18 protein-coding genes are annotated in these 23,888 nt (G+C 72.0%); 8 read left to right on the top strand and 10 right to left on the bottom strand.

The features are described from left to right. Nucleotides 1-20 precede the first annotated feature (20 nt). From ACFW2Y_RS22975 to ACFW2Y_RS22960, 4 genes are read right to left on the bottom strand one after another with little or no spacing between them, the layout of a single operon-like run. On the bottom strand, nt 21-806 hold the full coding sequence (locus ACFW2Y_RS22975) for a methyltransferase domain-containing protein (protein ID WP_384882284.1): 786 nt from the start codon (nt 804-806) through the stop codon (nt 21-23). A 19-nt stretch (nt 807-825) separates the two neighbouring features. Then, on the bottom strand, nt 826-1,932 hold the full coding sequence (locus ACFW2Y_RS22970; RefSeq protein ID WP_384882281.1) for a GTP-binding protein: 1,107 nt from the start codon (nt 1,930-1,932) through the stop codon (nt 826-828). A gap of 37 nt (nt 1,933-1,969) precedes the next feature. Then, a complete protein-coding gene (locus ACFW2Y_RS22965) occupies nt 1,970-3,229 on the bottom strand; it encodes a GNAT family N-acetyltransferase (protein ID WP_384882278.1) in 1,260 nt (419 codons plus the stop codon). A gap of 30 nt (nt 3,230-3,259) precedes the next feature. Continuing rightward, nucleotides 3,260-4,510 (bottom strand): RCCLKC-tail radical SAM protein, encoded by a 1,251-nt coding sequence (locus ACFW2Y_RS22960; RefSeq protein ID WP_384882276.1) that lies wholly within the window; start codon nt 4,508-4,510, stop codon nt 3,260-3,262. An 851-nt stretch (nt 4,511-5,361) separates the two neighbouring features. Here ACFW2Y_RS22960 and ACFW2Y_RS22955 point away from each other — a divergent pair. The 3 genes from ACFW2Y_RS22955 to ACFW2Y_RS22945 are packed head-to-tail and all read left to right on the top strand — an operon-like array spanning nt 5,362 to nt 8,830. Continuing rightward, nucleotides 5,362-6,273: a phosphate ABC transporter substrate-binding protein gene (locus ACFW2Y_RS22955; RefSeq protein WP_384882274.1), complete on the top strand. Its 912-nt coding sequence runs from the start codon at nt 5,362-5,364 to the stop codon at nt 6,271-6,273. A gap of 2 nt (nt 6,274-6,275) precedes the next feature. Beyond that, the gene (pstC, locus tag ACFW2Y_RS22950) at nt 6,276-8,108 is read left to right on the top strand and encodes a phosphate ABC transporter permease subunit PstC (RefSeq protein WP_384882271.1); all 1,833 of its coding nucleotides are present in this window, start codon (nt 6,276-6,278) and stop codon (nt 8,106-8,108) included. Further along, nucleotides 8,096-8,830, top strand: coding sequence for an ATP-binding cassette domain-containing protein (locus ACFW2Y_RS22945; RefSeq protein ID WP_384882269.1), 735 nt, complete (start codon nt 8,096-8,098; stop codon nt 8,828-8,830). Before pstC ends, ACFW2Y_RS22945 begins: the two co-directional genes overlap by 13 nt. Nucleotides 8,831-9,148: 318 nt before the next feature. Here the strand turns inward: ACFW2Y_RS22945 and ACFW2Y_RS22940 are convergent, their stop codons facing one another. Both ACFW2Y_RS22940 and ACFW2Y_RS22935 read right to left on the bottom strand, forming a co-directional pair. Next, the gene (locus ACFW2Y_RS22940) at nt 9,149-10,327 is read right to left on the bottom strand and encodes an acyl-CoA dehydrogenase family protein (RefSeq protein WP_384882266.1); all 1,179 of its coding nucleotides are present in this window, start codon (nt 10,325-10,327) and stop codon (nt 9,149-9,151) included. Nucleotides 10,328-10,582: 255 nt separating this feature from the next. Further along, the gene (locus tag ACFW2Y_RS22935) at nt 10,583-10,783 is read right to left on the bottom strand and encodes a hypothetical protein (RefSeq protein ID WP_384882263.1); all 201 of its coding nucleotides are present in this window, start codon (nt 10,781-10,783) and stop codon (nt 10,583-10,585) included. Nucleotides 10,784-11,062: 279 nt separating this feature from the next. Here ACFW2Y_RS22935 and ACFW2Y_RS22930 point away from each other — a divergent pair, with 279 nt between their 5' ends. Next, nucleotides 11,063-13,147 (top strand): SpoIIE family protein phosphatase, encoded by a 2,085-nt coding sequence (locus ACFW2Y_RS22930; RefSeq protein ID WP_384882260.1) that lies wholly within the window; start codon nt 11,063-11,065, stop codon nt 13,145-13,147. 269 nt (nt 13,148-13,416) lie between these two features. On the opposite strand, the gene ACFW2Y_RS22925 is transcribed toward ACFW2Y_RS22930, so the two are convergent. Then, nucleotides 13,417-14,814 (bottom strand): NADP-dependent succinic semialdehyde dehydrogenase, encoded by a 1,398-nt coding sequence (locus ACFW2Y_RS22925; RefSeq protein ID WP_384882257.1) that lies wholly within the window; start codon nt 14,812-14,814, stop codon nt 13,417-13,419. A gap of 506 nt (nt 14,815-15,320) precedes the next feature. Here ACFW2Y_RS22925 and ACFW2Y_RS22920 point away from each other — a divergent pair. Next, nucleotides 15,321-16,127: a class II aldolase/adducin family protein gene (locus ACFW2Y_RS22920; RefSeq protein WP_384882254.1), complete on the top strand. Its 807-nt coding sequence runs from the start codon at nt 15,321-15,323 to the stop codon at nt 16,125-16,127. On the opposite strand, the gene ACFW2Y_RS22915 is transcribed toward ACFW2Y_RS22920, so the two are convergent. After that, entirely contained in the window at nt 16,091-16,753 is a 663-nt protein-coding gene (locus ACFW2Y_RS22915; protein ID WP_384882251.1) for a TetR/AcrR family transcriptional regulator, read from the bottom strand. The two genes, ACFW2Y_RS22920 and ACFW2Y_RS22915, sit on opposite strands and share 37 nt — an antisense overlap. Before the next feature lie 100 nt (nt 16,754-16,853). On the opposite strand from ACFW2Y_RS22915, the gene ACFW2Y_RS22910 reads away from it, so the two are divergent. From ACFW2Y_RS22910 to ACFW2Y_RS22900, 3 genes are all read left to right on the top strand, one after another. Further along, a complete protein-coding gene (locus tag ACFW2Y_RS22910; RefSeq protein WP_384882248.1) occupies nt 16,854-19,397 on the top strand; it encodes an FHA domain-containing protein in 2,544 nt (847 codons plus the stop codon). Between the two features lie 61 nt (nt 19,398-19,458). Further along, nucleotides 19,459-20,154, top strand: a complete 696-nt coding sequence (locus ACFW2Y_RS22905; RefSeq protein ID WP_384882246.1) for a hypothetical protein — start codon at nt 19,459-19,461, stop codon at nt 20,152-20,154. Continuing rightward, the gene (locus ACFW2Y_RS22900) at nt 20,151-21,155 is read left to right on the top strand and encodes a serine/threonine-protein kinase (protein ID WP_384882242.1); all 1,005 of its coding nucleotides are present in this window, start codon (nt 20,151-20,153) and stop codon (nt 21,153-21,155) included. Before ACFW2Y_RS22905 ends, ACFW2Y_RS22900 begins: the two co-directional genes overlap by 4 nt. 209 nt (nt 21,156-21,364) lie before the next feature. Here the strand turns inward: ACFW2Y_RS22900 and ACFW2Y_RS22895 are convergent, their stop codons facing one another. Both ACFW2Y_RS22895 and ACFW2Y_RS22890 read right to left on the bottom strand, forming a co-directional pair. Next, complete coding sequence (locus tag ACFW2Y_RS22895; RefSeq protein WP_384882239.1) at nt 21,365-21,820, bottom strand: MarR family transcriptional regulator; 456 nt, start codon at nt 21,818-21,820, stop codon at nt 21,365-21,367. Between the two features lie 440 nt (nt 21,821-22,260). Further along, nucleotides 22,261-23,592 (bottom strand): streptophobe family protein, encoded by a 1,332-nt coding sequence (locus tag ACFW2Y_RS22890; protein WP_384882236.1) that lies wholly within the window; start codon nt 23,590-23,592, stop codon nt 22,261-22,263. Nucleotides 23,593-23,888 lie beyond the last annotated feature (296 nt).

The following is a 23,888-nucleotide window of genomic DNA, read 5'->3' as shown; positions in this document are numbered from 1 at the left end:
GCCCGGGTGTGACGACGCGGTCAGCAGCAGGTGCCGCCGGGCGCGCACTCCTGCACGTCGGCGGTGCCGCCGACCGGCTTGTGGGCACGGATGATCGCGGCGTGGAGGCCGTCGGCCGCCTCCTGGGTGAACACGACCTCCGCGTCCTTCAGACCGACCGCGTCGAGGAGTTCCTTGTACTCGGCGACGGAGAGGGCACCAGCGATGCACTGGCTGTGCCCACCGCGTTCGGCCCGCTCCTCGGGGCTGAGTCGGTCCTCGGCAACGACGTCGCTGATGCCGAGACGGCCGCCGGGGGCGAGGACGCGCGCCATCTCGGCGAAGACGGCGGGCTTGTTCAGGGACAGGTTGATCACGCAGTTGGAGATGATCACGTCGACGGTGTCGGCGGGCAGCGGGATGGACTCGATCGTTCCCTTGAGGAGGACGACGTTGTCGATCTCGGCGTCGGCGACGTTGCGGGCGGCGAGGGCGAGCATCTCCTCCAGGAAGTCCAGGCCGAAGACACGGCCGTCGGGGCCGACGCGCCGGGCGCTGAGGATGACGTCCAGGCCGCCGCCGGAGCCGAGGTCCAGGACCGTCTCGCCCTCGCGCAGCTCGGCGACGGCGCTCGGGTTGCCGCAGCCGAGACTGGCGAGGAGGGCGGTGTCGGGGGCGGTGCCGGGTCCGATCTCGTCGTAGGCGGCGGGACCGAAGGTCTGCGGGTCCGGCGAGCAGCAGGCGCCGCTCGTCTCGGCTTCGGCGGCCTTGGCCCGGTAGTACTCCCGGACCTCTTCCTGCAGGCTGCCGGTGGTGGTGTCGCTCATGGCGGATGGTCCTTCTCGGTCAGGCGCCGGCGGGGGCGAGGCGGTGCACGGGACGCGGATAGGAGGGCTTGAACGACACCGGGGTGGTCGCCGTGGAGGTGACGGCAGTGGCCAGGTCGGCGGCCTCGACGGCCTCGGTGACGGCCGCGTCCAAGGCGTCGGGCTCGCAGGCGACCCGGGCGTTGACGACGGCCCGACCGGCCGGCGCGTGCGCGTCGGCGGCGCGGTCGAGGGTGGGCTGCGCTCCGGACTCGGTGAGGCTGAGCTTGGCGAAGTCGCCGTCGGCCGTCTCCACCGTGATCTTGGCGTGGCCGATCACGGCGTCGTGCTCCGTGGCCCAGGTCGACAGCTCCTGGAGGACCGTTCGGGCCCACGCGGTCGCGTCGAAGCCGTCCCCGGCGGCGGTGAGGTCGAGCTCCTGGTTCATCCAGGCGAGCTGGGCCTCGGCGGCAGCGTAGCGGTCGTAGTCGATGTCGAGGACGACGTCCTCGTTCGTCGCCGGCGCCTGCCATGCGTCGAGCAGCGTCTCCAGGTGGGCGCCCGTGGTGGCCGAGTAACCGACGACGGTCGCCTTCGGGTTGCTCGTACGGAGCGAGGCCAGCAGCTCCTCGGCCCGCTCCGCCTTGATCGTGTCCAGCTTGTTCACGGCGATGACGTCGGCCTCGGTGACCTGCTGGCGGAAGAGGTACGACAGGTCCGACTCCGGCTCGCCCCGCTCGGCGGCACGGGCGAAGGCCAGGTGCCGCAGCGGGTCGACCACCGTGGTCAGGGGAGCGACGACCATGTCGTCGCCGTAGTACTGGCGCAGCGGTCGTACCACGGTGGCCTGGAGGTCCGTGCAGCTGCCGACGGCCTCGGCGATCACCGTGTCGACGCCGTCCGAGGCGACAAGCGCGACGACGGCCTCGACCAGGTCCTCGAACTTGCAGCAGAAACAGCCGCCGGTGACCTCGGCGACGCTGTCGAGCTTGCTGCGCACCAGCTTGGTGTCGACCAGTTCGACGCCCTGGTCGTTGGTGATGACGGCGACCTTGCGGCCCTGCTCCTGGAGCGCGAGCGCGGCGGCGGTCATGGTCGTGGTCTTGCCCGCCCCGAGGAATCCGGTCAGGGGAATGAAGGTGATCATGTGGTCCCTCTCGTCCTTGTCGTGGAGTCGGGCGGGGTCAACCGCAGCAGCTGTCGCCGGAGCCGCCCAGGAGGGGCAGGTTCGCGGGCTGGGCCGGGGCGGGGGACGCGGCTCCGAACGCGACGCGCCTGCTGTTGCCGAAGGCGTCGAGCCAGGCATGCGCCTGCGGTCGCAGCGCCGGGTCGGAGAGCAACATCGAGGTGGTGACTTCGCGCGGGGTGCAGCCGCGCAGCGCCTTCGCCTGATGGGCTCCGGCGCCGAACTCGACGGTGCGCAGCCCCTCGGCGTAGGCGTCTCGGACGGGCGCGTCAAGGACGAGTGCGAAGTAGATGCCGCTGCGCTCGCCGATCGCCGCGTAGTCGAAGCCGGCCCACTTCGGGAAGAGGCGGTGGTTCTTGCGGAGGGTGACACAGGTGGCGACCAGCGCGCCGTCCTTGTAGCCGAGGTAGGCGCGGACGTCCGCGCCCTCGTCGATGAGCGTGGAGAGGATGCCCACGATGTGCTCGGGCTCCTCGCCGGCGCCGTTCTTCTCCCGGTTGAGGCAGGTGAGTTCGGCGATGCGGGCGGTGTAGGGGCGGATGTCGGTGCCGTCGACGCGCTTGATCGTCACGCCGGCGGCCTCGGCGCGACGGACGTCGCCCTTGATGCGCTGGCGCTTCTTCAACGGAAGGGCGGCGAGGTGTCCTTCCCAGTTCGGTGCGTCGAGGCTCATGAAGTCCTCGTAACCCCAGAAGGTGCTGGACGCTCCGGCTGCGTTGAGCGCGTCGACGAGGGCGTCGTTGCCGCGTCGACCGGGGATCCAGGGGGCGACGATGCAGCGGATGCCCGCCTCGAAGGCGGCGGGCACGAGCTTGTCGACGATCGCCCCCATCAGGGTCGGCGTCCAAAAGTTGTAGGCGACCTCGGTGCGGTAGCCCAGCGGGGAGCCGAGCAGGAGGGTCGGGAAGAAGGGCTCGGTCCCCAGGGCGTCGACCTCGGCGCTGCGCGCGGCGTCGGTCTCGGCGCCGCAGCACACCTCTTCGCCGGAAGGCGCCTGCCATCCGAGGTAGGTACGCGGCTCGTGGTCGACGACCGGCGGGGTGGTGAGGACGTAGCCGGGGAGGAGGGCCAGCTCGCCGCGGGCACGGTGGGCAAGGGTGTGCCAGGGCTGGACCTCGGGGAGCACCTTCTCCGTGGCCCGCAGCCAGGTGGGGCCGAGGTACGGCCACGAGTCGGTGAGCCCGGCGAGCTCGCCGGTCCAGTCCATGTCCGGGAGGGCCTGGCCGGTGGAGATGACGACGCGGGGGGATCCACCCATGTCAGTGTCCTTTTCTCGTGAGCGGGTGGGTCAGCACTTCACGCAGCAGCGGATCTTGCCGGCGTCTTCGGCGTCGGTGCGGCGCTCCTGCCAGAGCTCCTCGACGCGCTTGTCGGGATGGGTCCACTCGACCCAGAAACCGCGGTCGACGGTGGCGATGTCCTCCATCCAGGGCGAGGAGAGCAGCGGCGAGCCCTTGAACAGCAGCAATCGGGTCTGCAGGGCCGTGGGGTCGGTGACGCGGGCGAGGCCCGTCTCGACCAGCCAGTCCTCGAAGCCGAGGAGCTCCTCGTACTCGATCCACGGGGTGAACGGGATGAATGTCGGGTACAGCTCGAAACCGATCCGCTCGGCCTCGTCGACCGCCTCGCGCATGTGGTCGACGTCGATGTGCTTGTCGAAGATGCGCAGGATGCGGTTGGAGGGGAACTCGAGGGCGCAGGTGACGCGGCGCAGACCGAGCGAGACGAGCTTCTCCAGCTCCTTCGTGTAGTCCAGGACGTGGTCGACGCGCGTCGTGAACTCGAACGTGATCGGGCCGATGGCCTCGACGAGTCGCTCGACGACGCCGATGCCGATGGTGCGGGAGTTGAAGAATTCGGCGTCGATGAAGCAGAAGTGCCGGACGCCCTCCTCCGCCAGTTGCAGTGCGTCGGCCAGGACGCTGTCGGCGTCGTAGGCGGCGACGCCGCCGTCGTACGCACCGTAGACGGAGCAGTAGGTGCACTTGTGGTGGCAGCCGCGGGACGCCTCGATGTTGCCCATCAGGCCGAACGGCGAGTGGTGCGCCGGGTAGTGCACGAGGGAGGGGAACAGGTCCCGGGCGGGCTTGGTGACCGAGATGCGCCGGCGCGGGGGCTTGGGCCGCATCCCCGTGCGGGTCATCAGGGCGGGGACCGCATCGAGCGCAAGGGTGCCGGAGGCGAGCTGGACCAGCTCTTCGCCGATGAGCTCGGGCTCCTCCATGATGATGCCGTCGGCGACCTCGAGGAACTCCCGGTGGTTCATCTGCGCGTACTGGCCGAAGGTCACGACCGTGGTGCCGTACGCCTCCGAGACCCTGCGCGCCAGGGCGATTCCCCGCTCGAGCCCTTCGAACTGCTGGACCGAGACGAGCGTGAGGTCGAAGGGGCCTTCCGGAATGGCATCGGGAAGCAGGTGCGCGTCCCAGCCGACGACGTCGGCGCCGTGGTGCTGCAGAGCGGCAGCCGCACACGCGGACGTCAAGGGTTGGAGCTCCGCTTCGAACGCGGAGGCGACCAGAACACGGGGACTACTCACACTTCCCCCCAGGGAGTGATCAAGGAGCGTGACGGATCGAGATGGGGCCGGGTCAGAGCCAAGGTCGGTAACGACGCTGTCGACCGACGGCCGGAACCCTGCCAGCATTGAGCGATGTATGTCAATAGATCGATGAATGACTGAAAGACCATCCCCGCACCCTCCGATGACACAGGACGCCACTGCCCCGATTCGCCCTCCTCTGTGACTGGTTGCGAAGAGAGGTCACTCGATTGAATTCTGTAGTTCACACAGCTTGAAGCCGCCCCGAGCGAAAGCACTGACCAGTGACCCCGCGACGTCGGAATTCACGGCCGGCCGCAGGCAACTCATCCACCGCTCGATCGCACGACTCGGCTCGATCGCCGATCATCGATGATTTCGCCCCGCCAGATCTCGCCATGGCGACTCCGAGACGGTAGCGTTCGCCCACGGCATCGCGCTCCGCCCCGGGGTCAGCGGGTGAACGGCTACCGATGCCTGGCACTTCAGGCCCCTCGAAGGGGAGCGGGCCGAGCACCCGTCGTTCAGGCACGGAGCGCCCCACGGCAGCCCCTACGGTCCTGAGCGAGTTCAACGGGCACGCGTGAAGGACCCCACGGGCATCCGACTGCAGGCCCCGAGCAGCCACCATCCACACGCCCGGTGTCCATCGCGCCGCCCTCACCCAGCGCCTACGGGCTCGCCGGGCGTCCCGCCTCGTCCACGCGGCAGGGGCACGACCCGCGGTCACGGCCGCACCCCTGCCAAGTCCCGTCCACAGACCTGCCGGCCACACGGGTGGCGACCCGCCACCCGTGTCCTCCGATTCCCGTACCTTCCATCACCGCAAAGGCACCGCCATGTCTTTCATGTCCACTGAGAACCGCAGCAGAGCAACGCGCCCCACCGGGCGGCGCGTCCGCCAGGGCGTCTCCGTCGCCTGCACCTCTCTCCTCCTCTCCGCCGCCCTGACCGGCTGCACCGGCTCGGCGAAGGCCGGCTCGGGCGCCATCCAGGCCAGCGGCTCCACCACCGTCGCTCCGGTGGCCTCCGACGCCGCCGAGGCCCTGAAGGCCAAGGGCCTGAACATCACCGTCGCCACCCAGGGCGGCTCCGCCGGCGGAATCTCCCAGCTCGGCACCGGCCAGATCGACATCGCCCTCAGTTCCAAGCCCCTGTCGGAGAAGGACCAAGAGGCTTACCCCGAGACGGACTTCGTCGCCACGCAGATCGGCGCGGACGCCGTCGGCGTCATCATCACCAGGGAAGTGGCCGACGGCGGGGTCAAGGGTCTGTCCAAGGCGCAGGTCGCGGGCCTGTTCGAGGGCAGGATCACCAACTGGAAGGAGGTCGGCGGCCCCGACCTCCAGGTCTTCGTGTACGACAAGGAGCCCGGTCGCGGGACCCGCGAGGTACTCGACAAGTTCATCTACGGCAAGGGCGAGCCGCCGGCCCCGCCCAAGTCCGCGAACTACGCCATCGTGGGCGGCAACCTGGAGACCCGCAACAAGCTGAAGTCCACCCGCGGTTCCATCGCCCCGCTGTCGACCGGCTTCATCGACGGTCACCCCGACCTGGTCGCCGTGCCCCTGGACGGCGTCGCCCCCACCATGGCGAACGTGGCCTCCAGCAAGTACCCGATGACCCGCCCGCTGTTCATGATCACCAACGGCGAGCCGAAGGGCACCGCCAAGCAGTACATCGACTACGTCCTCTCGCCCGAGGGTCAGAAGTTGCTGCCCCAGCACGGCTATCTCACGCGCGAGCAGATGGGCCTCTGACCATGGGGCTCACTCTGGAGCGCCCCACCCAGGCGCCCGGACCCGCCGTGTCGCGGCCCTCCCCCGGGAGCGGCCGCGGCAGCCGGGCGAGATGGGTCTGGGGTTGGGCCTACAGCGGCATCCTGTCCGTGCTGCTCACCCTCACGGTCCTGCTCGGCTACCTGGTCACGGGCATCGCGAGCGGAACCGTCGACTGGACGGAACTGCTCACCTCGTCCACCTGGAGCCCGGGGAACCTCGCCTTCGGCGGCCTGGCCATGCTCTACGGATCGACGGTCGTGTGCATCCTGGCACTGGCGCTCGCCGTCCCGGTCGGCTGGGCGGCGGCCGTCGCCCTGTCCGAGTACCTGCCGCCCCGCCTCGCCAAGCCACTGCGCCTGAGCATCGAACTCCTGGCAGCGGTCCCCTCCATCGTCTACGGCCTGATCGGCATCATGGTGATCAGGCCGTTCGTGGCGGACCTCGGTGACGTTCCGGGCGGGGACAGCCTGCTCTCCGCCGGAATCGTCCTCGCCGTGATGATCATGCCGACGATCGTGGCGGTCAGCGTGGACGCGCTGGCCGCCGTACCCGGCCGGTACCGGGAAGCCGCGTACTCCCTCGGCCTGACCCGCCGCGAGGTCGTCCGGTCAGCCGTCCTACCCCGGGCCCGCCCCGGCATGCGGGCCGGCGTCCTCCTCGGCCTGGCCCGGGCACTGGGCGAAGCCATCGCGGTCTTCATGGTCATCGGCCGCGCCGACGACCGCTTCCCCGAGTCGCTGGGGGACGTCTTCTCCTTCCTCGTGCGCCCCGGCCAGACGCTCACCACCAAGCTGGCCGGCCCCGAGCCGATGCTCGCGGGCACCTCCGGCCCGTACTTCGCGGCCCTGTGCGGGCTGGGCATCATCCTGCTGGCCCTGGTCGCCGTCGCCACCGTCTGGGGCACCCGCGGCTCCACGGGAAGGGCCGCACGCGCTCCACGCACCCGGTGGTCCTCAGCGTGGCTGCGCACCCCGAAGGACCGGCTCACCACCTTCGTCCGGCTCGGGGCCCTGCTGCTGCCGGGGGCCCTCCTCGTCGGCATGCTCGGCATCCTGCTGGCCCACGGTGGCACGGCGCTCAACCCGGTCTTCTGGTTCACCGCCTCCGAAGGCGCAGCGGGGGGCGGCATACGCGACCAGATCCTCGGCACCCTCCTGCTCCTTGCCACAACGGCGCTGATCTCACTGCCGCTCGGCTACGGAGCGGGCGTCGTGATCGGCACGCGCGCCTCCGCGAAAGCCGCCCGCGTGCTGGAGACCCTGACCGTGGCGGTCGGCGGAACACCCACCATCCTGCTGGGACTCGCCGGGTACGTCCTCTTCTGCACGACCATGGGCTGGGGCCGCTCCTGGCTGGCCGGCGCCGTGGTCCTGGTGCCCGTGGTGATCCCGGTGGTCGCCCTCACCACCGCAGGTCGGATCCGGAGCATGCCGGCGGAAATCACCGAGGCCGCGCTCGCGCTCGGCCTCACCGGCTCCCAGTACGTCCGCTCCGTGGTCCTTCCGTACACCTGGCCCGCCACGCTCACCGGCCTGCTGCTCGGCCTGGCCCGCGCGGCAGGAGAGACGGCCCCCCTGATCTTCACCGCCACGGTGTTCTTCGGGGCGCCCGCCCTCCCGACCGGCATCGTCAACTCCCCGGTCCAGGCCCTGCCCACGCACATCTTCACCCTGTCGCAGGACTCGGGCGCTCCCGAGGCGATCGCCCAGGCGTGGGGCAGCGCCCTCGTCCTGGTCCTGATCACCGCGGGCCTGCTCGGCCTGGCGGTCTTCCTGCGCGACCGCTTCGAAGGAGCACGACGATGGACGACGTGACAACCGGTCCCGCGACCGTGGCCGACACGGTCGACGAAGCCGTCATCGCGGTCCGCGACCTGCAGATCTTCGACGACACGAAGCGCCTGGTCGGACCGGTCACATTCGAGCTGGCCACCGGATCCACCACCGGTCTGTGCGGTCCGTCCGGCGCCGGCAAGTCCACCGTGCTGCGCGCCCTGGTCGACCTGCTGCCCCACGGGCTCCGCCGTCAGGGCGAGGTGCAGGTCCTCGGCCGTCCCGTCCGGTACGGCAAGGGCGACTCCAGTCTGCGCAGCACGGTCGTCCTGGTGCCGCAGACCCCCGTGGTCTTCGGCGGCAGCATCCTGGACAACGCCCTGTTCGGACTCCGTCACCTGGTGCGGGCGTCCCTGACGGAGCTGCACGACCGCGTCGAGCAGGCACTGCGCGAGGCGGGCCTGTGGAACGAGGTTTCCGACCGGCTGGACGCGCCGGCCCAGACCCTGTCCAACGGCCAGCGCCAACGGCTGTGCCTGGCCCGCGCCCTGGCCCTCGAACCGGCGGCTCTCCTGCTCGACGAGCCGACCAGCGCCTTGGACGAGCGGAGCCGCGACACCGTCGAGGAGTCCGTGGCGGCCCTGCGGGGCAACCGGACGGTCCTGCTCGTCTCCCACGACCCCGCGCAGGTGGAGCGGCTCTGCGACCGGACGGTCCGCATCGACCTGCCGAACGCCGGCGAGCCCTCCGCAGCGGCGGCCTGAGCGCTCGTCCACCCCGCCGGGCCCGATGGAACTCGGGCCCGGCGCCACGGCGAAAGCACGACGGCGGGCGCGGGAGCACGATCGGCGTCTCGGCAGCTCCATCGGGCGGCCTGCCCGCGGGGCGCGGGCGCAGGGGCGTCGATCGGGGAGTTCACGGGCCGTACCGCGTGGTCAAGGGCGCCCGTGCCGTCGCCGCACGATGGGCTCCGTCCGCTCGGGACGGCCCGCCCCCCACCCCGCAACGACCAGGCCGGTGGCCACGTCCGCCGGAGCGTGGGGTGGTGCGTCGACGGCCACTGAAAACCTCGTCGCGAGGCCTCAGCGACGGACGCGGGGCATGCCGAGGCCGATCCAGGAGATGATCTCGCGCTGGATCTCGTTGTTGCCGCCGCCGAAGGTGAAGATGACGGCCGAGCGGTAGCCGCGTTCCAGTTCGCCGTGGAGGACGGCACCCGCCGATCCCTCCTTGAGGGCTCCTGCCGCACAGACGACCTCCATGAGGGCGGCGTAGGCGTCGCGGCGGGCCTCGGAGCCGTAGACCTTGACGGCGGAGGCGTCCTGGGGAGTGAGGGTGCCCTGTTGGACGGCGCTCACCATCTGCCAGTTGAGGAGCTTCATCGCGTCCAGGCGGGCGTGGGTGCGGGCGAGGGTGCGGCGCACCCAGGCGAGGTCGATGACGCGGCGGCCGTCGGCGAGCGGGGTGTCCGCGGCCCAGCGTTGGACGTCGTGGAGCGCGCGGATCGCCATGGTGCCGTGGGCGGCGAGGGTGACGCGCTCGTGGTTGAGCTGGTTGGTGATGAGCCGCCAGCCCCCGTTCTCCTCGCCGACGCGGTGGGAGACCGGGACGCGGACGTCGTCGTAGTAGCTCGCGGTGGTGTCGTGCGAGGCGAGGGTGTTGATGATCGTGCAGGAATAGCCGGGGTCGCTCGTCGGCACGAGCAGCATGGTGATGCCCTTGTGCGGCGGGGCGTCCGGATCGGTGCGGACGGCGAGCCAGACCCAGTCGGCGGTGTCGCCGTTCGTCGTCCAGATCTTCTGGCCGTTGACGACGTACTCCTCGCCCTCCCGCACCGCGCGGGTCTTCAGGGCCGCCAGATCGGTGCCGGCGTCGGGTTCGCTGTAGCCGATGGCGAAGTCGATCTCGCCGGAGAGGATGCGGGGCAGGAAGTGGCCCTTCTGCTCGTCGCTGCCGTACCGCATGATCGTCGGGCCCACGGTGTTGAGCGCCATGAGGGGCAGCGGCACGCCGGCCTGCGCTGCTTCGTCGAAGAAGATGAACTGTTCCACCGGGGTGAGTCCGCGTCCCCCGTACTCGGTGGGCCACCCCACTCCGAGCCAGCCGTCCGTGCCGAGCCGCCGCACGGTCTCGCGGTAGAAGCGCTTCTGGGCCGCCGGGTCCCCGTAACGTCCGTGGGCGTCGTCCGGGGCCAGCTCGGCGAAGTACGCCCGGAGTTCGGCGCGCAGGCCGTTCTGTGCGGGCGTGTACTCGAGGTGCATGGCGGCCTCCCGTGGTGGCTTCCTGCATCGTCCGGCGGCGTGCTGTGCGGGGTGCGACGCGCGACGGCGGCCACGGTAGAACGTGTTGCACAAATGCGGAAGTCCCGGTGCCGTCCGAAGAAGCCCGTGGCCCCGGTTCGGAACGTCCGAGCCCGGGGCCTGACGGAAGGACCCTGCCCGTTCGCGGGGTCCGGGCCGTATGGCGAAAGCCCCTCCTGACCCTCCGGGCGGGCGGAGCCGCTTCCGACGCACGTCCTAGGGCAAGAGCTCGTCCATGGAAGCGCGCCCCTTCTCCGCCATGCGGCGTTCCGCCCAGGCGAGGCTCTTCGGATTCACGTCACGGCCGGAGGCCAGGACCAGGTCCTCCGCCGTGAACTCGCCCTCCGAACCGGCGTGCAGCAGCCGGTCGGGCGTCGGGTACTCCCCCGGGGACGTCTTGTCGGGCTCAGCGTTCATGCCGCCTCCTACGTGTTCGTCCGGCACTCGCCATTCTCGTGTCCGGCTCCCCGGAGCGCATCCGGGGCCGTCAGGACCGGTTCCCCAGCGGTATCGGTCGACCGGGCGGCACCGCGCGTCTTCACCACCACGGCGGACGCACGCACCCAGGCGGGTGACCGCGTCCGGCACGCCGGTGGTGCGGCTCCGGCGCCTTCCGGGGGATTCGCCGCGGCGAGCTCCCGCCACACCGCGTCGGCGCCATGGCGTCAGAGGGGTGCCGGTTCGACAATGGGGAGGATGACCGATGATGACCGGCGTGCGCGCGGTGCCGAGATCGGGCCCGCCGAGTGGCTCGCCATGAACCGGACCGGCAGCTTCGACTGGGATCTCGACACGGGCACCATCGATGTGGACGAGTCCGGGCTGCTGATCTTCGGCATGCCCCCGGACGCCCACGACGGGCGGCCCGTGTCCCTCATCGCCCGTTTGGACCCCGCCGAGCGCAGCAAGCTGGAAGGCGTCGTCCGACAGGCCGTCACCAGCGGCGCGGCCTCCTACACGGCGCACTTCCCCATCCCGCAGGACGACGGACAACCCCATTGGACCCATGTGCAGGCACGGATCCTGCGCTCCCCCGACGGACGGGCCCGGCGGATCGTCGGCATCGTGCGGGACACGACCGCCGAGGTCGCGCACTTCGCCTTCGTGCGGGAGCTGGAGAAGCGACGCGCGCTGCAGACGAGCATCGTCGAGCGGACGACCAACGCGCTGTCACGGGCGGTGACCGTGGACGACGTGACGGCCGCCCTGACCGGCCCCGGCGGACTCGCCAGGCTGGGCGCGGACGGCCTGGCGCTCGGACTCGTCGAGAACGGCTCGCTCAACCTGATCGCGCTCAGCGGCGACTCCCTCGACGCCTTGAACGACTTCCGCAGCCGCCGCCTCGACCGGCGGCTGCCGCTCGCCGAGGCAGTGCTGAGCGGGCGGCCCCGCTTCGTGTCTTCGTTCCCGTCGCTCGGGCGGGACTTCCCCGAGCTCAGCCCCTATCTGACGCGGCTCGACTTCCGGGCCGCGTGCTACCTGCCGCTGGTGGCCCAGGCACGTTCGCTGGGGGGCATGGCCCTCTTCTACCGTGGCCGCACCTCGTTCAACGCCGACGAACGGAACCTCGCCCTCGGTCTCGCGGCCATCGTCGCCCAGTCGCTCCAGCGGGCCATCCTCTTCGACGAGGAACGGGAGCTGGCGACCGGGCTCCAGGAGACGATGCTGCCGCGTCGCATCCCGCAGTTCGCCGGAGGGCAGATCGCCGTCCGCTATCACGCCGCCTGGAGCGGACGACAGGTCGGCGGCGACTGGTACGACGTGATCGCGCTGCCCCGCGGGCGGGTCGGGATCGTCGTCGGCGACGTCCAGGGCCACGACACCCACGCCGCCGCCATCATGGGTCAGCTGCGGATCGCACTGCGCGCGTACGCCGGCGAGGGGCACGCCCCGTCGACCGTGCTCGCCCGGGCCTCGCGCTTCCTCGCCGAATTGGACACCAATAGGTTCGCCACCTGCACGTACGCACAGGTGGACCTGGCCAGCGGCACCCTGCGCGCCGTGCGGGCCGGGCACCTCGGCCCGCTGATCCGGCACACCGACGGCCGGGTCGGGCAACCCAAGCTGCGCGGCGGACTGCCGCTGGGCCTGGCGACCGTGTTCGGGGACGAGGAGTTCCCGGAGACGCGGCTCGACCTCGTCCCCGGCGAGACGCTGGTGCTCTGCACGGACGGCCTCGTCGAACAACCGGGCTCGGACATCGAGTCCGGCCTCGCCGCGCTGTCGGGCGCCATCAGCAGCGGGCCGCCGCAGGCGGAGGCACTCGCCGACCACCTCTCCGAACGCCTGTGGGAGCGGTGGGGCTCGGGCGACGACGTGGCCCTGTTGGTGTTGCGGCGCAGCCCCGACCCCGGCACCCCCCGGGCGCCGCGCATCCACCAGTACATCCACCAGGCCGACCCGCAGGGCCTCTCGGACGCGCGCGCGGCCGTCGGGCAGGCGCTCCGCGACTGGGGCATGTCGGAGTTCGCCGACGACGCCGAACTGCTCACGGGCGAACTGCTGGTGAACGTGCTGCTGCACACCGAGGGCGGTGCGGTGCTGACCCTGGAGGTGCTGCCCGAGCCGGTGCGCCGGGTGCGCCTCTCGGTGCAGGATCGTTCCAGCGCTTGGCCCCGACGGCGCACCCCCGGCGAGGCGGCCACGTCGGGGCGGGGGCTGCTGCTGCTCGACGCGCTGGCCTCCCGCTGGGGGGTCGAGCCGCGGGGCGAGGGCAAGGCGGTCTGGTGCGAGATCGGTCCGCCCACGACGGCAGCCGCCCCCGTCGCCGGCGGTGGGTGAGAAGCGCCCCGCGGCCCCGGCCGGCGCTCCGAACCGGATTGCGCCTCGTGGGAGCACGCCCCGGCGGTCCCGTCACCGGGCACACGCCCGGGACGACCTCCGCCGCCACCGCCGCGCTGCCGGAGGAGCAGCTGGTCCGACGCCCTTCCGGGGCCCTGGAGTGACGGCGCCCCGTTCGGGGGACCGCTCGGACGGCACGCGGAGCCCCGGGGCCGGAGGGACCTCGCCTGCGGAGGGGAAGCCCCGGGGCCGGAGGGACGCCGGAACCGTCAGGCGCGCTGCCAGATGGTGGTCGCGTTGCAGAACTCGCGGATGCCGTGGCCGGAGAGCTCCCGACCGTACCCGGAGCGCTTGATCCCGCCGAAGGGGAGCGCCGGGTGCGAGGCCGTCATTCCGTTGACGAAGACGCCACCGGCCTCCAGGTCGCGAACGAAGAACGCGAGGTCCTCCGGGGAGCGCGTCCAGACGTTGGAGCTGAGGCCGAACGGCGAGTCGTTGGCGACGGCGACGGCCTCCTCAATGTCGCTGACCGGATAGACCGTGGCGACCGGCCCGAAGGCCTCCTCGTGGTGGATCCGCATCTCGGGGGTGATGCCGGTGAGCACGGTGGGCCGGTAGTACCAGCCGTTCCGGAGCTCGGGCTCCTCGGGGCGGTGACCACCGCACAGGACGGTGGCACCGCGCTCCACGGCATCGTCGACGAGCTCCTCCAGGTCGGCGCGCCCCTGTTCGGTGGCGAGCGGGCCGACGTCGGTCGCCCCGTCGAGGGGGTCTCCGACGGTGAGGGCGTTCATGGCGGCGGTGAAGCGTTCCGAGAAGTCGTCGTAGACGTCGTGGTGGACGATGAAGCGCTTGGCCGCGATGCACGACTGCCCGTTGTTCTGCACGCGTGCGGTGACGGCCGTCTTCACGGCCCCGACGATGTCGGCGGAGGGCATGACGATGAACGGGTCGCTGCCGCCGAGCTCCAGGACGGTCTTCTTCACCTCGTCGCCCGCGACGGCGGCGACGGCCCGGCCCGCCGGTTCGCTGCCGGTGAGGGTCGCGGCCACCACCCGGGGGTCCCTGAGGACGCCCTCCACCTCACGGGCCCCGATGAGGAGGGCTTGGAAGCAGCCTTCGGGGAAACCCGCCCGGCGGAAGAGGTCGCCCAGGTAGAGCGCGGTCCTCGGCACGTTGGAGGCGTGCTTGAGCAGTCCGGTGTTGCCGGCCATGAGGGCGGGGGCGGCGAAGCGGATCACCTGCCAGAGCGGGAAGTTCCAGGGCATGACGGCGAGGATCGGGCCGAGGGGGCGGTAGTGGACCCGGGCCACGTCGGCGCCGGAGTCCTGTACGTCGCTCTCGGCCGGATGCTCGTCGGCGAGCAGTTGCTCGGCGTGTTCGGCGTACCAGCGCATGGCCTTCGCGCACTTGGCGGCCTCCGCCCGGGAGGCGGAGATCGGCTTGCCCATCTCCGTGGTCATGGTGCGTGCGATGTCCTCGGCGTCCTCGTCGAGGAGGGTCGCGGCAGCGCGCATCAGCCGGGCGCGTTCGGCGAAGGAGGTGGTGCGGTACTGGCGGTACGCCTCGTGTGCGGCAGCGACGCGCCGCTCCACCTCCTCGGGCCCGTGGGCCTCGTAGGTCCGCAGCGTCTCGCCGGTCGCGGGGTTCACGGTGGCGATGCCCATGACGTGTCTCCTCCTGCCAACGGCCCCCGTCTGCAACCTCCCGCGAGCTGGGCGTCGGCGCAACAGGGGCGGGGCGGTGGGGTGACCCGATGGAACCGGCGGGCGACCGGGGCGGGCGGCACGGCGACCGCACCGGTGCGGCCCGGCCCATCAGCCGGCTCAGGGCGCCGGCCAGATGCGCGCGGAAGACCGGATGGCGGTACGCCTCCGTGGAGTGGCCGAGCGCCGTGAAGAGGACCCGGCCCCGCTCCGCCTCGCGGCACCGGACGAGGGGGGATCGTCACCGTGGGCGCCGCCCCGGCACGAGGACGCGTCGGCCCGGACGAGGCTCCGGCGCCCTCGGCTCCGCCCGTCTCCTCCGGCCCCGCGCCCCGCGCACGGCCGGCTTCGCCCACCCCCTCCGCCCCCGCGCCCCTCGGATTCGTTGTCGCATCCGATACATGAATGTATCTTTTGGCGGACCTCCGCCACCGTGCACCGCGCACCCGCTCACCGAGGAGACGCCCATGAGCACCGTGCCGCCCGCCCTTGCCGCCGCCGTCGGACCGTTGCCCGAAGGGGCCGTCCTGCCGCTGCCCCCCACCTTCGAGTCCGTCGAGGAGGAACGCCGCTACCGCAAGGAGCAACTCGCCGCAGGGTTCAGGATCTTCGGGAGGCTCGGATTCTCCGAGGGGGTCGCCGGCCACATCACCGTCCGCGACCCGGGCGATCCGCACGCCTTCTGGGTCAACCCGTTCGGAATGAGCTTCCACCAGATCAAGGCCTCGGACCTGATCCTGGTGGACCACGAGGGAACCGTCCTCGAAGGACGCCGTCCCGTGAACCGGGCCGCGTTCGTCATCCACTCGCAGGTCCATGCCGCCCGCCCCGACGCGGTCGCCGCCGCACACTCGCACTCGCTGCACGGCAAGGCCTTCTCCAGCCTCGGCATCCCGCTCGCCCCCCTCACCCAGGACGCCTGCGCGTTCTTCGAGGACCACGGGCTCTACGACGACTACCGGGGTGTGGTGAACGAGACCGAGGAGGGCGAGCGGGTCGCCAAGGCGCTCGGCGACCACAAGGCCGTCATCCTCAAGAACCACGGGCTGCTCACCGTGGGCCACTCCGTCGCCGAGGCCGTGTGGTGGTTCGTCACCATGGAGCGCTCCTGCCAGGCGCAGCTCCTCGCTATGGCGGCGGGCACCCCCCACGTCATCGACCGCGAGACGGCCCTCGTCACCCACGGACAGATCGGCGGGCACCTGGCCGGCTGGTTCCAGGCACGCCCGCTGTGGGATCAGATCACCGCGTCCGACCCCGACCTCTTCGACTGACCTTCGGGACCGCGCCCGGGAAGTTCACGCGTCGACGCCTCCAGGAGCGGGGCGAGGAACTGCCGCTCCAGGGTGCCGGGCGGCAGTTCGGTCGGCTCCACGTAGCTCTGTGCGAGACCCCCTTCGCGCAGGGCGATGAGGAGCCGGGCGAACCGGTCGGCGTCCACGGTCAGTTCCCGCCCCGCCCGGCGCAGGACCAGCGTGAGACCGCGGGCGATCTCGGCCCGCAGCCGCTCGTCGTGGCGTGCGAGCACCCAGGCGGCCTGCGGGTCCCGAATGGCGTGCAGGGTGAACTCGGTGGTGACGAGGTACCAGTCCCGCTCGTCCGGCTCGACGCGGGCGGCGAGTTCCGCGAGCCGGGGCAGGGTGTACTCGTCGGCGCCCAGCCCGTCGATCGCATCGGCGAGGCGGCGCACGGTCCGCTCGCTGTGCTCGTCGAAGAGGGCGAGGAAGAGCTCTTCCTTGCTGGCGAAGTTCGAGTAGTAGGCACCGCGCGTATAACCGGCGCGCTCGCAGACCTGCTCGATGGTCGTCGCGTGGAAACCGTGCTCGGCGAAGGTCTCCAGGGCGGCCTTCAGGAGCGCCGCGCGGGTGCGGGGCCGTCGCCTGGTGACACCTTTCGGCACCGGTGCTTCCTCCTCGGTCGGGCCGCTCGCGCGGCGGACGCCCACCTTACCGGCGCCCCCTTCCCGGGCGGCGATCAGCGCCGGCGGATAAAATTCACGCATGGCAGAGCGGCCCGTCGTGCCCGCGGCGCCCGGTCTGATCCTTGAGATCGACGGGGACGCAAGGCTCATCAGCCCGAGCCGGGTCTATAGCATCGGGCGCGACCCCACCAGCGACGTCGTGCTCGCGGACGCCCGGGCGTCCTGGCACCACGCGGTGCTCCGCGCCGTCGGTGACCAGTGGACCCTGGCGGACGAGGGCAGCACGAACGGCACGTACGCGGACGGGTTGCGGTTGACCCGGCCCCGGGAAGTGGGTCCCGGGACGGTCGTGCGCTTCGGGCACCCCGACGAGGGCCCCCGTGCGGTGTTCTCCACGGCCGGCCCGGCCCGGCAGCCGCAGCCCCCGCCCGAGCAGGTGCCGGAGGCCTCTCCCCCGGTGCCCCCCTCACTCCCTCCGGAGTCCGCCCCCAAGGGCCGGCCCCCGTCCGAGGCCGTGGCCCCGCCCGAAGCGCCCCCTCCGCCCGAAGCGGCACCTGCCTCCCCGCCCGAGCCCGTGCTCCGGTCCGAGGCCCCCCGGCACGGGACGCCCCGGCCGTCCTCCGTCTCCCGTCCCGCCGCCACCGGCACCTTCCGGCAGCCGACCTCCGTACGGCCACTGCCCGCGCACAGCATCCGGATCGGGCGGGCCCCCGACAACGACGTGGTCGTGTCCGACCTCATCGTCTCCCGACGGCACGCCGAGCTGCGCGCACACCCCGACGGCACCTACTGGATCCACGACCTGGGCAGCCACAACGGCACCTTCCTCAACGGCCACCCCGTCGTCGACGCCCGGGTGACGGCGGAGGACATCGTCGGCATCGGTCGGTGCGCGTTCTGCCTGATCGGCGGACAACTCGTCGAATTCACCGACACCGGCGAGGTGTCCCTCGACGTGCAGTCACTGGCGGTGACGGTCGACCACGGCCGCAAAACCCTGTTGGACGAGGTGTCGTTCCCGGTGGGCCAGAAGTGCCTGCTCGCGGTCGTGGGCCCGTCCGGTGCCGGGAAGTCGACGCTCCTGGGCGCGCTCACCGGTCAGCGGCCGGCCGACCGGGGCACGGTCCTCTACGACGGGCGTGACCTCTACCGCGACTACGCCGAGCTGCGCCAGCGCATCGGACTCGTCCCCCAGGACGACATCCTGCACCTGCAACTCACCGTCCGCCGTGCCCTCGGGTACGCCGCCGAGCTGCGCTTCCCCGAGGACACCGTGCCGGCCGAACGGCGGGCACGGGTGGACGAGGTGATCCGTGAGCTGGGGCTCGTGGAACGCGCCGAGCAGCCGGTCCACAGCCTCTCCGGCGGTCAGCGCAAACGGGTGAGTGTCGCCCTCGAACTGCTCACCAAACCCTCCTTGCTCTTCCTCGACGAGCCGACGTCCGGGCTCGACCCGGGCATGGACCGGTCGGTGATGCACATGCTGCGCGGGCTCGCGGACGACGGACGCACCGTCGTCGTGGTCACCCACAGCGTGCTGAGCCTCGACGTGTGCGACCGGCTCCTCGTGCTCGCGCCGGGCGGCCGGGTCGCCTACTACGGACCGCCCGCCGACACCCTCGGATTCTTCGGGTTCGACCAGTGGCCCGAGGCCTTCGAAGCCTTCGAGACCGACCGGGACCGCGACTGGGCCGGGCAGTACCGGGACTCGCGCTTCCACCGCCGCTACGTCGAGGACGCGACGTCCCGGCCGGACGTCCCGGTGCCCGTCGACACCGGGGGCCGGGCACCGGCGCCGCCGCAGAAGGCGCAGAGCTGGGGCTCACAGTTGCGGACGCTCGTGCGGCGGTACGCAGCGGCGCTCTCGGCCGACCGGACGTTCCTGGCCATCATGATCGCGTTGCCGTTCGTGATGGGGGCGATGGCCCGGGCCCTGTCCGAAGGGAGCCTCAACCCCGAGTCGACGCTGAACGTCCTGCTCATCCTCTGCGTGGGCGGGGTCCTGACGGGTGCGGCGAACGCCGTGCGGGAACTGGTCAAGGAGCGCACGATCTACCGGCGCGAGAGAGCCGTCGGCCTGTCCCGCTCGGCCTACCTGGCCTCCAAGGTGGTCGTGCTCGGCCTCATCACGGTCGTCCAGGCGGTGGTCCTGACCCTGGTGGCGCTGATCGGAGTGCCGCTGAACGTGCCCGACGGCAAGGGCGTCCTGATGCCTCCGCTGCTGGAGATCACCCTCGCGGTCGCGCTCCTGGCCTTCACCGCGATGATGTTGGGCCTGCTCGTCTCCGCGCTGGTGAGCAAGGAGGAAGTGACGATGCCGCTGCTCGTCCTCCTCGCGATCGTGCAGGTGGTGTTCTGTGGAGCGCTCCTCACCGTGCGCGGCACGCCCGTCCTGGAGCAGTTGGCCTGGCTGGTGCCCTCGCGGTGGGCGTTCGCGGCGATGGGCGCGACGATCGACATCGGAACGACCGCGCCGAGCGAGAAGACCGCCGACCCTCTGATGCAGCACACGGCGGGGGCCTGGTTGGTCGACATGGGCGTCCTGGTGGTCCTCTGTCTCGTCCTGGGCCTGATCGTGGCCCGGCTGCTGCGCCGCCACGAACCCGTCGTCATGCGGAGGTAGCGCGTGGAGGTTTTCCCGACGGAGGTGCATGGGTGACCGTTTTCGAAGCGGAGGTGCACACGTGAGCGTTCCCGTGCCGGAGTACCTGCCGGACTTCCGGCCCACCCATGTGGTGCCGCGTGCCGGGCTCGCCGCCTGGGAGGGGCCCGATCCGGGGCGTCCCACCACTCCTCTCGACGCCTTCCTTCCGGTGCGGCTCGTGGAGCGGACCGGCGACTGGGGACGGGTGCTGTGCTCGAACGGCTGGACGGCGTGGGTCGACGCACGGCTCCTCGTGAGCGTCCCGGACGATCCCCCGGCCGCCGGCCGCCCCCTCGCCAGGACCGCCGACCCCCGCCCGCTGATCGCCCGTGCCGAGGACGCACTCGGCCGTTACCGCCGGGCGGCGGAGGAGTTGGGCGCTGGACGGCTCGACGGCGAGGCCTTCCGGTCGCGGACCCGCGGCCTACGGGTCGGCATGGTCGTGGACGGCGAGTCGGTCTGGCTGTACGACGCGGAACACGAGCGCTGGGTGTACTGCGACGGTGCGGGGCTCCACACGTACGCGGCCTCGGCACCGCCCTCCGCCGCCTCGCCCTCGCCCTCGCCCTCGCCCTCGCCCGGGACCGTACGGGTGACGCGGCCCGAGGAGGAACCCGCCGAGGCACCGCCCGGGTACCAGCCGACGCAGGTGGTGCCCCAGGTGGACCCGTCGGTGGCGGCCGGGCCGCCGCCGACCCAAGTCGTGCGACCGCCGGGAAAGCAGGGTGAACCATGAGGGCGACCGGCGGGGCGCACGACGACCGTGATGACGCGGACATCCCCGCGGGTCGACCCTCGGGGCTGTTGGGGCGTGAGATCGCGGGCTACCGCGTGGAGAGCGAGATCGGACGCGGCGGCATGGCGGTCGTGTACCGGGCCCGGGACCTGCGCCTCGACCGGACGGTGGCGCTGAAGCTGTTGGCCCCCGAACTGGCCCGCAACGACACCTTCCGCAAGCGCTTCGCACACGAGTCGCGGGTCGCCGCCTCGATCGACCATCCGCACATCGTGCCGGTCTTCGAGGCGGGTGAGACGGAGGGCGTGCTGTACATCGCCATGCGGTACGTGGCGGGGCAGGACCTGGTGGCCCTGCTCGAACGGGAAGGGCCGCTGCCGCCGGCGAAAACGGTTCGGATCGCGGCACAGGTGGCCTCGGCCCTGGACGCCGCGCACGCGCACGACCTGGTGCACCGGGACGTGAAACCGGGCAACATCCTGGTCGCCGAGGGCACGGACGGGGAGCACCCGGAGCACGTCTATCTGACGGACTTCGGGCTGACGAAGAAGTCCCTGTCGCTGACGGGCTTCACGACGGTGGGCGAGTTCGTCGGGACGCTGGACTACGTGGCGCCCGAACAGATCTCGGGCAAGCCGGTCGACGGCCGGTGCGATGTGTACGGCCTGGCGTGCGTGGTGTTCGAAATGCTGGTGGGGGCGCCGCCGTTCCGCCGCGAGACGGACTGGGCGGTGCTGTGGGCACAGCAGTACGACCCTCCGCCGCCGTTGTCGGACGTACGACCAGGGCTCCCGGAGGCGGCGGACTCGGTGTTCGCCAAGGCCCTGTCGAAGACCCCGGAGGAACGGTACGGGACGTGCCTGGAGTTCGTCTCCGGGCTGCGTGCCGCGCTGACCGGCGCGGGCGAGGTCGGGCCGGTGGTCCCCCAGGAACCGCGCCGGCCCGGCGCCCCGCCCGCGCCGCCGGCATGGGCCCGGCCGGTCTTCCGCGAACTCGGTTAGGAAATGCACTCGGTCGTGATCGTCGGGTGGCCCGGGTGGGCCCGAGCCGGGCCGTCGAGGCGCGCGGGTGGTGGCCGTCCAGGTCTCCGGTGCCCCCACGGACCCCGAGCCGCCGGAGTGCGGCCCTGGGGCGTCGAACGCGACTGCGTCCCTCCCCCGCACGGCAACGGCAGCCGCCAGCCTGCTGGGAGCAGGATCGGCAGCGGACCCTAGGGGAGGTCGCCGTTGCCTCCGAGGTTGGCGATCATCCGTCGGAGCACGTTCAGGGTGGTGACGTAGTCGGCGGTGTCCACTCCGTTGTGGATCTGCTCGTGGACCTCGAGGACGTGTGCCTTCGCGCGCTGTCGCCCCTCTTCGCCTGCTTCGGTGAGGGTGAGGCGACCGCCCGGCTCCGCGATCCAGCCGCGGGAGGCGAGGTCGGCGTAGACGGCCTCGAAGTCGGTTTCCTGGCGGTCGTAGGGGGAGAGCTTGTCGGTGAGGGAGACACGGGTCCACTGCTCGGGGTCGCCGGCGACGTGGTTGAGGATCCACCAGTGGGGTTGCGTCAGCCCCTCCTCTGCGAGGGCGGCACGGATGCCGCCGATGATGATCTCGTTCGCGGCCCCGCTCCAGTAACCGATGGGCTGGGCGGCCAGCCGGTCTCGTGAGTACTCCGTGATGGTCATGTCGGAAACCTAGAACCTCAAGCGGGGTTGAGGTCAACGGCCGGCATCCGGCCCCGCCGTCGACGGCGGTGGCCGACCGGGCGCCTCGGCGGTTCCCCGTGGAACGGAACCGGGCGAGGAGGCCGAGGATTTCCTCGACGACCCTCGTCCGGATGAGCAGCTCGGGCCGGAACTTCCGCCGCCGCTTGCGGACCGCGTCCGCGGAGGTCCGCAGGTCCCGGGCCGCCCGGACGAGGTGGGCGGGACGTCAGGGCCCACACGGTCCTCGCCCGTGGTGCCGGGGTCCGGGCGGAGTTCGCCCGCCGGGTCCGGGGTTGCGGCGCGGCACGCTCGTCATCGGCCGGCGGCAACGGTTCCGACGTCGGACCACGACGCGGCGCCGGCGCCCCGGCAGAAGGGCTCGGACAGGATCAGCGACGGACTGCCGGCACGGGACATCACTACTGCGGCCCGGGCTCCTCGACCTCGCCCTTGCGGCGGACCCGGGAAGCGAGCAGCGCACCGAGGAAGCCGAAGACCAACCCCCAGAGGAGCGCGAATCCGGCGGTCCTCCAGACGTGCGGGCGCAGCAGCACCTCACCGCCCAGCGCGTCGAGGTCACCGATGCCGAGGATCGAGAGGCCGAAGCGGGCCTCGACCAGGGTGACGGGCGCCGCGACCAGCATGGTGAGCGCGAAGGCGATGCCCAGGTGCAGGGCGTGCTGCCAGGGGGACGTCCGGGCCGGGGAGCGGACGGCCGCCACGAAGGCGGCGGTGAGCACCAGGAGGGCGGCGGCGGGCAACAGCCACCATGCGCGGGCGTCCTGTGCGGCGAGCGAGGACAGGTCGACGGTCGAGAGGTCCGGGGTGTCACCCCCGCCGCGCAGGACGGCGTCGAGGACCTGGGGCATGGGGAGGCCGAAGGGGCCGTCCGCGCTGCCCTCCCAGGAGCCGCCGATGCCCACGCCGAGCGCGAGCCAGGTGATGTTGGGGAGGCCGAGGAGGAGGACGGCGAAGGTGTCCGCCGGGTGGCCCTTGGTCGCCGCGACGACGATGCCGATGACCAGGCCCACGAGGACGTATGCGAGGAGCAGGAAGAGCATCGCGAAGGCCGCGGGCCGGACGGGTCCCTGGTAGCGGACGAGCCGGGACGGCAGGGGGGCCCTGCGGGAGACGAGGAGGGCGAGGACGAGGACCCCCAGGATCCAGAGGAGCCCGTAGAAGAGGGTGGGGCCGAGGTCGGTGCGGAAGCCGACGGTGGGATCGGTGGCGTCGAGGAGGCTGCCGAAGAGGTCCATCAGGGTCCCTTCGGTGGTGTTGTCCCCGAGGGTGAGGGGGAAGTCGTGGCGGGCGAGGGCGGAGAGGCCGGCGAGGGCGGCAAGCCAGAGGACGACGACGCTCACGGCGCGGAGGAGGAGTTCGCGGGCCGGGGCCACCGCGTGGTGGCGCAGGGGACGCAGGAAGCAGTAGCCGGTGACCAGTGCGCCCATCAGGGTGACGGTGAGGGGCATGGCGGTCAGTTCTGCCTGGGTGCCGGCGAGGGCTCCGGCGTCGCCGGAGAGTTCGACCTTGCCCCCCGAGGCCATGACGACGATCGCGGCGAGGACGGCGGCGAAGCCGCCCGGCAGGTCGGCGGCGCCCGCGGCCCAGAGGCCGAGCCCGGCGAGGACGCCCATCGTGACGTACCCGGCGGCGACGGCGGCCAGGGCTTCGAGGAGGACGCGGGCGGGGTGACCGGTCGGGGTCGCGGCGGTCCGCGCTGGGTTGGGGAGCCCACTGCTCACCCTGCCCACGCTAGTACCGGTGGCGGTCGTCCGCTTGCGGGCGGAGGGCCTTCCGCTTGCGTGCGGGTACCGTTCCGCGCACACAATGGGCCCGGAACGGAAGAAAGGGAAAAAAGTGACTTCCCACCCGCCGTCCGGCCCTCCGTCGGTCCCCCCTTCAGGTCCTCCCTCGGGCCCGCTCTCCGGCCCGAGCACCCGCCCGGGCAGCGCCGGCCCTCCGTCGCCGCCCGAGCCGCCCCACCGCGGGTCGGGGGGCGGGTCGGGCGGCGGCGGGTCGTGCGGTGGCGGCGGCGCCGGCGGGGCCG

This window comes from Streptomyces sp. NPDC058877, assembly GCF_042742855.1.
Classification (GTDB): domain Bacteria; phylum Actinomycetota; class Actinomycetes; order Streptomycetales; family Streptomycetaceae; genus Streptomyces.
This window is presented reverse-complemented; position numbering and strand designations above follow the sequence as displayed.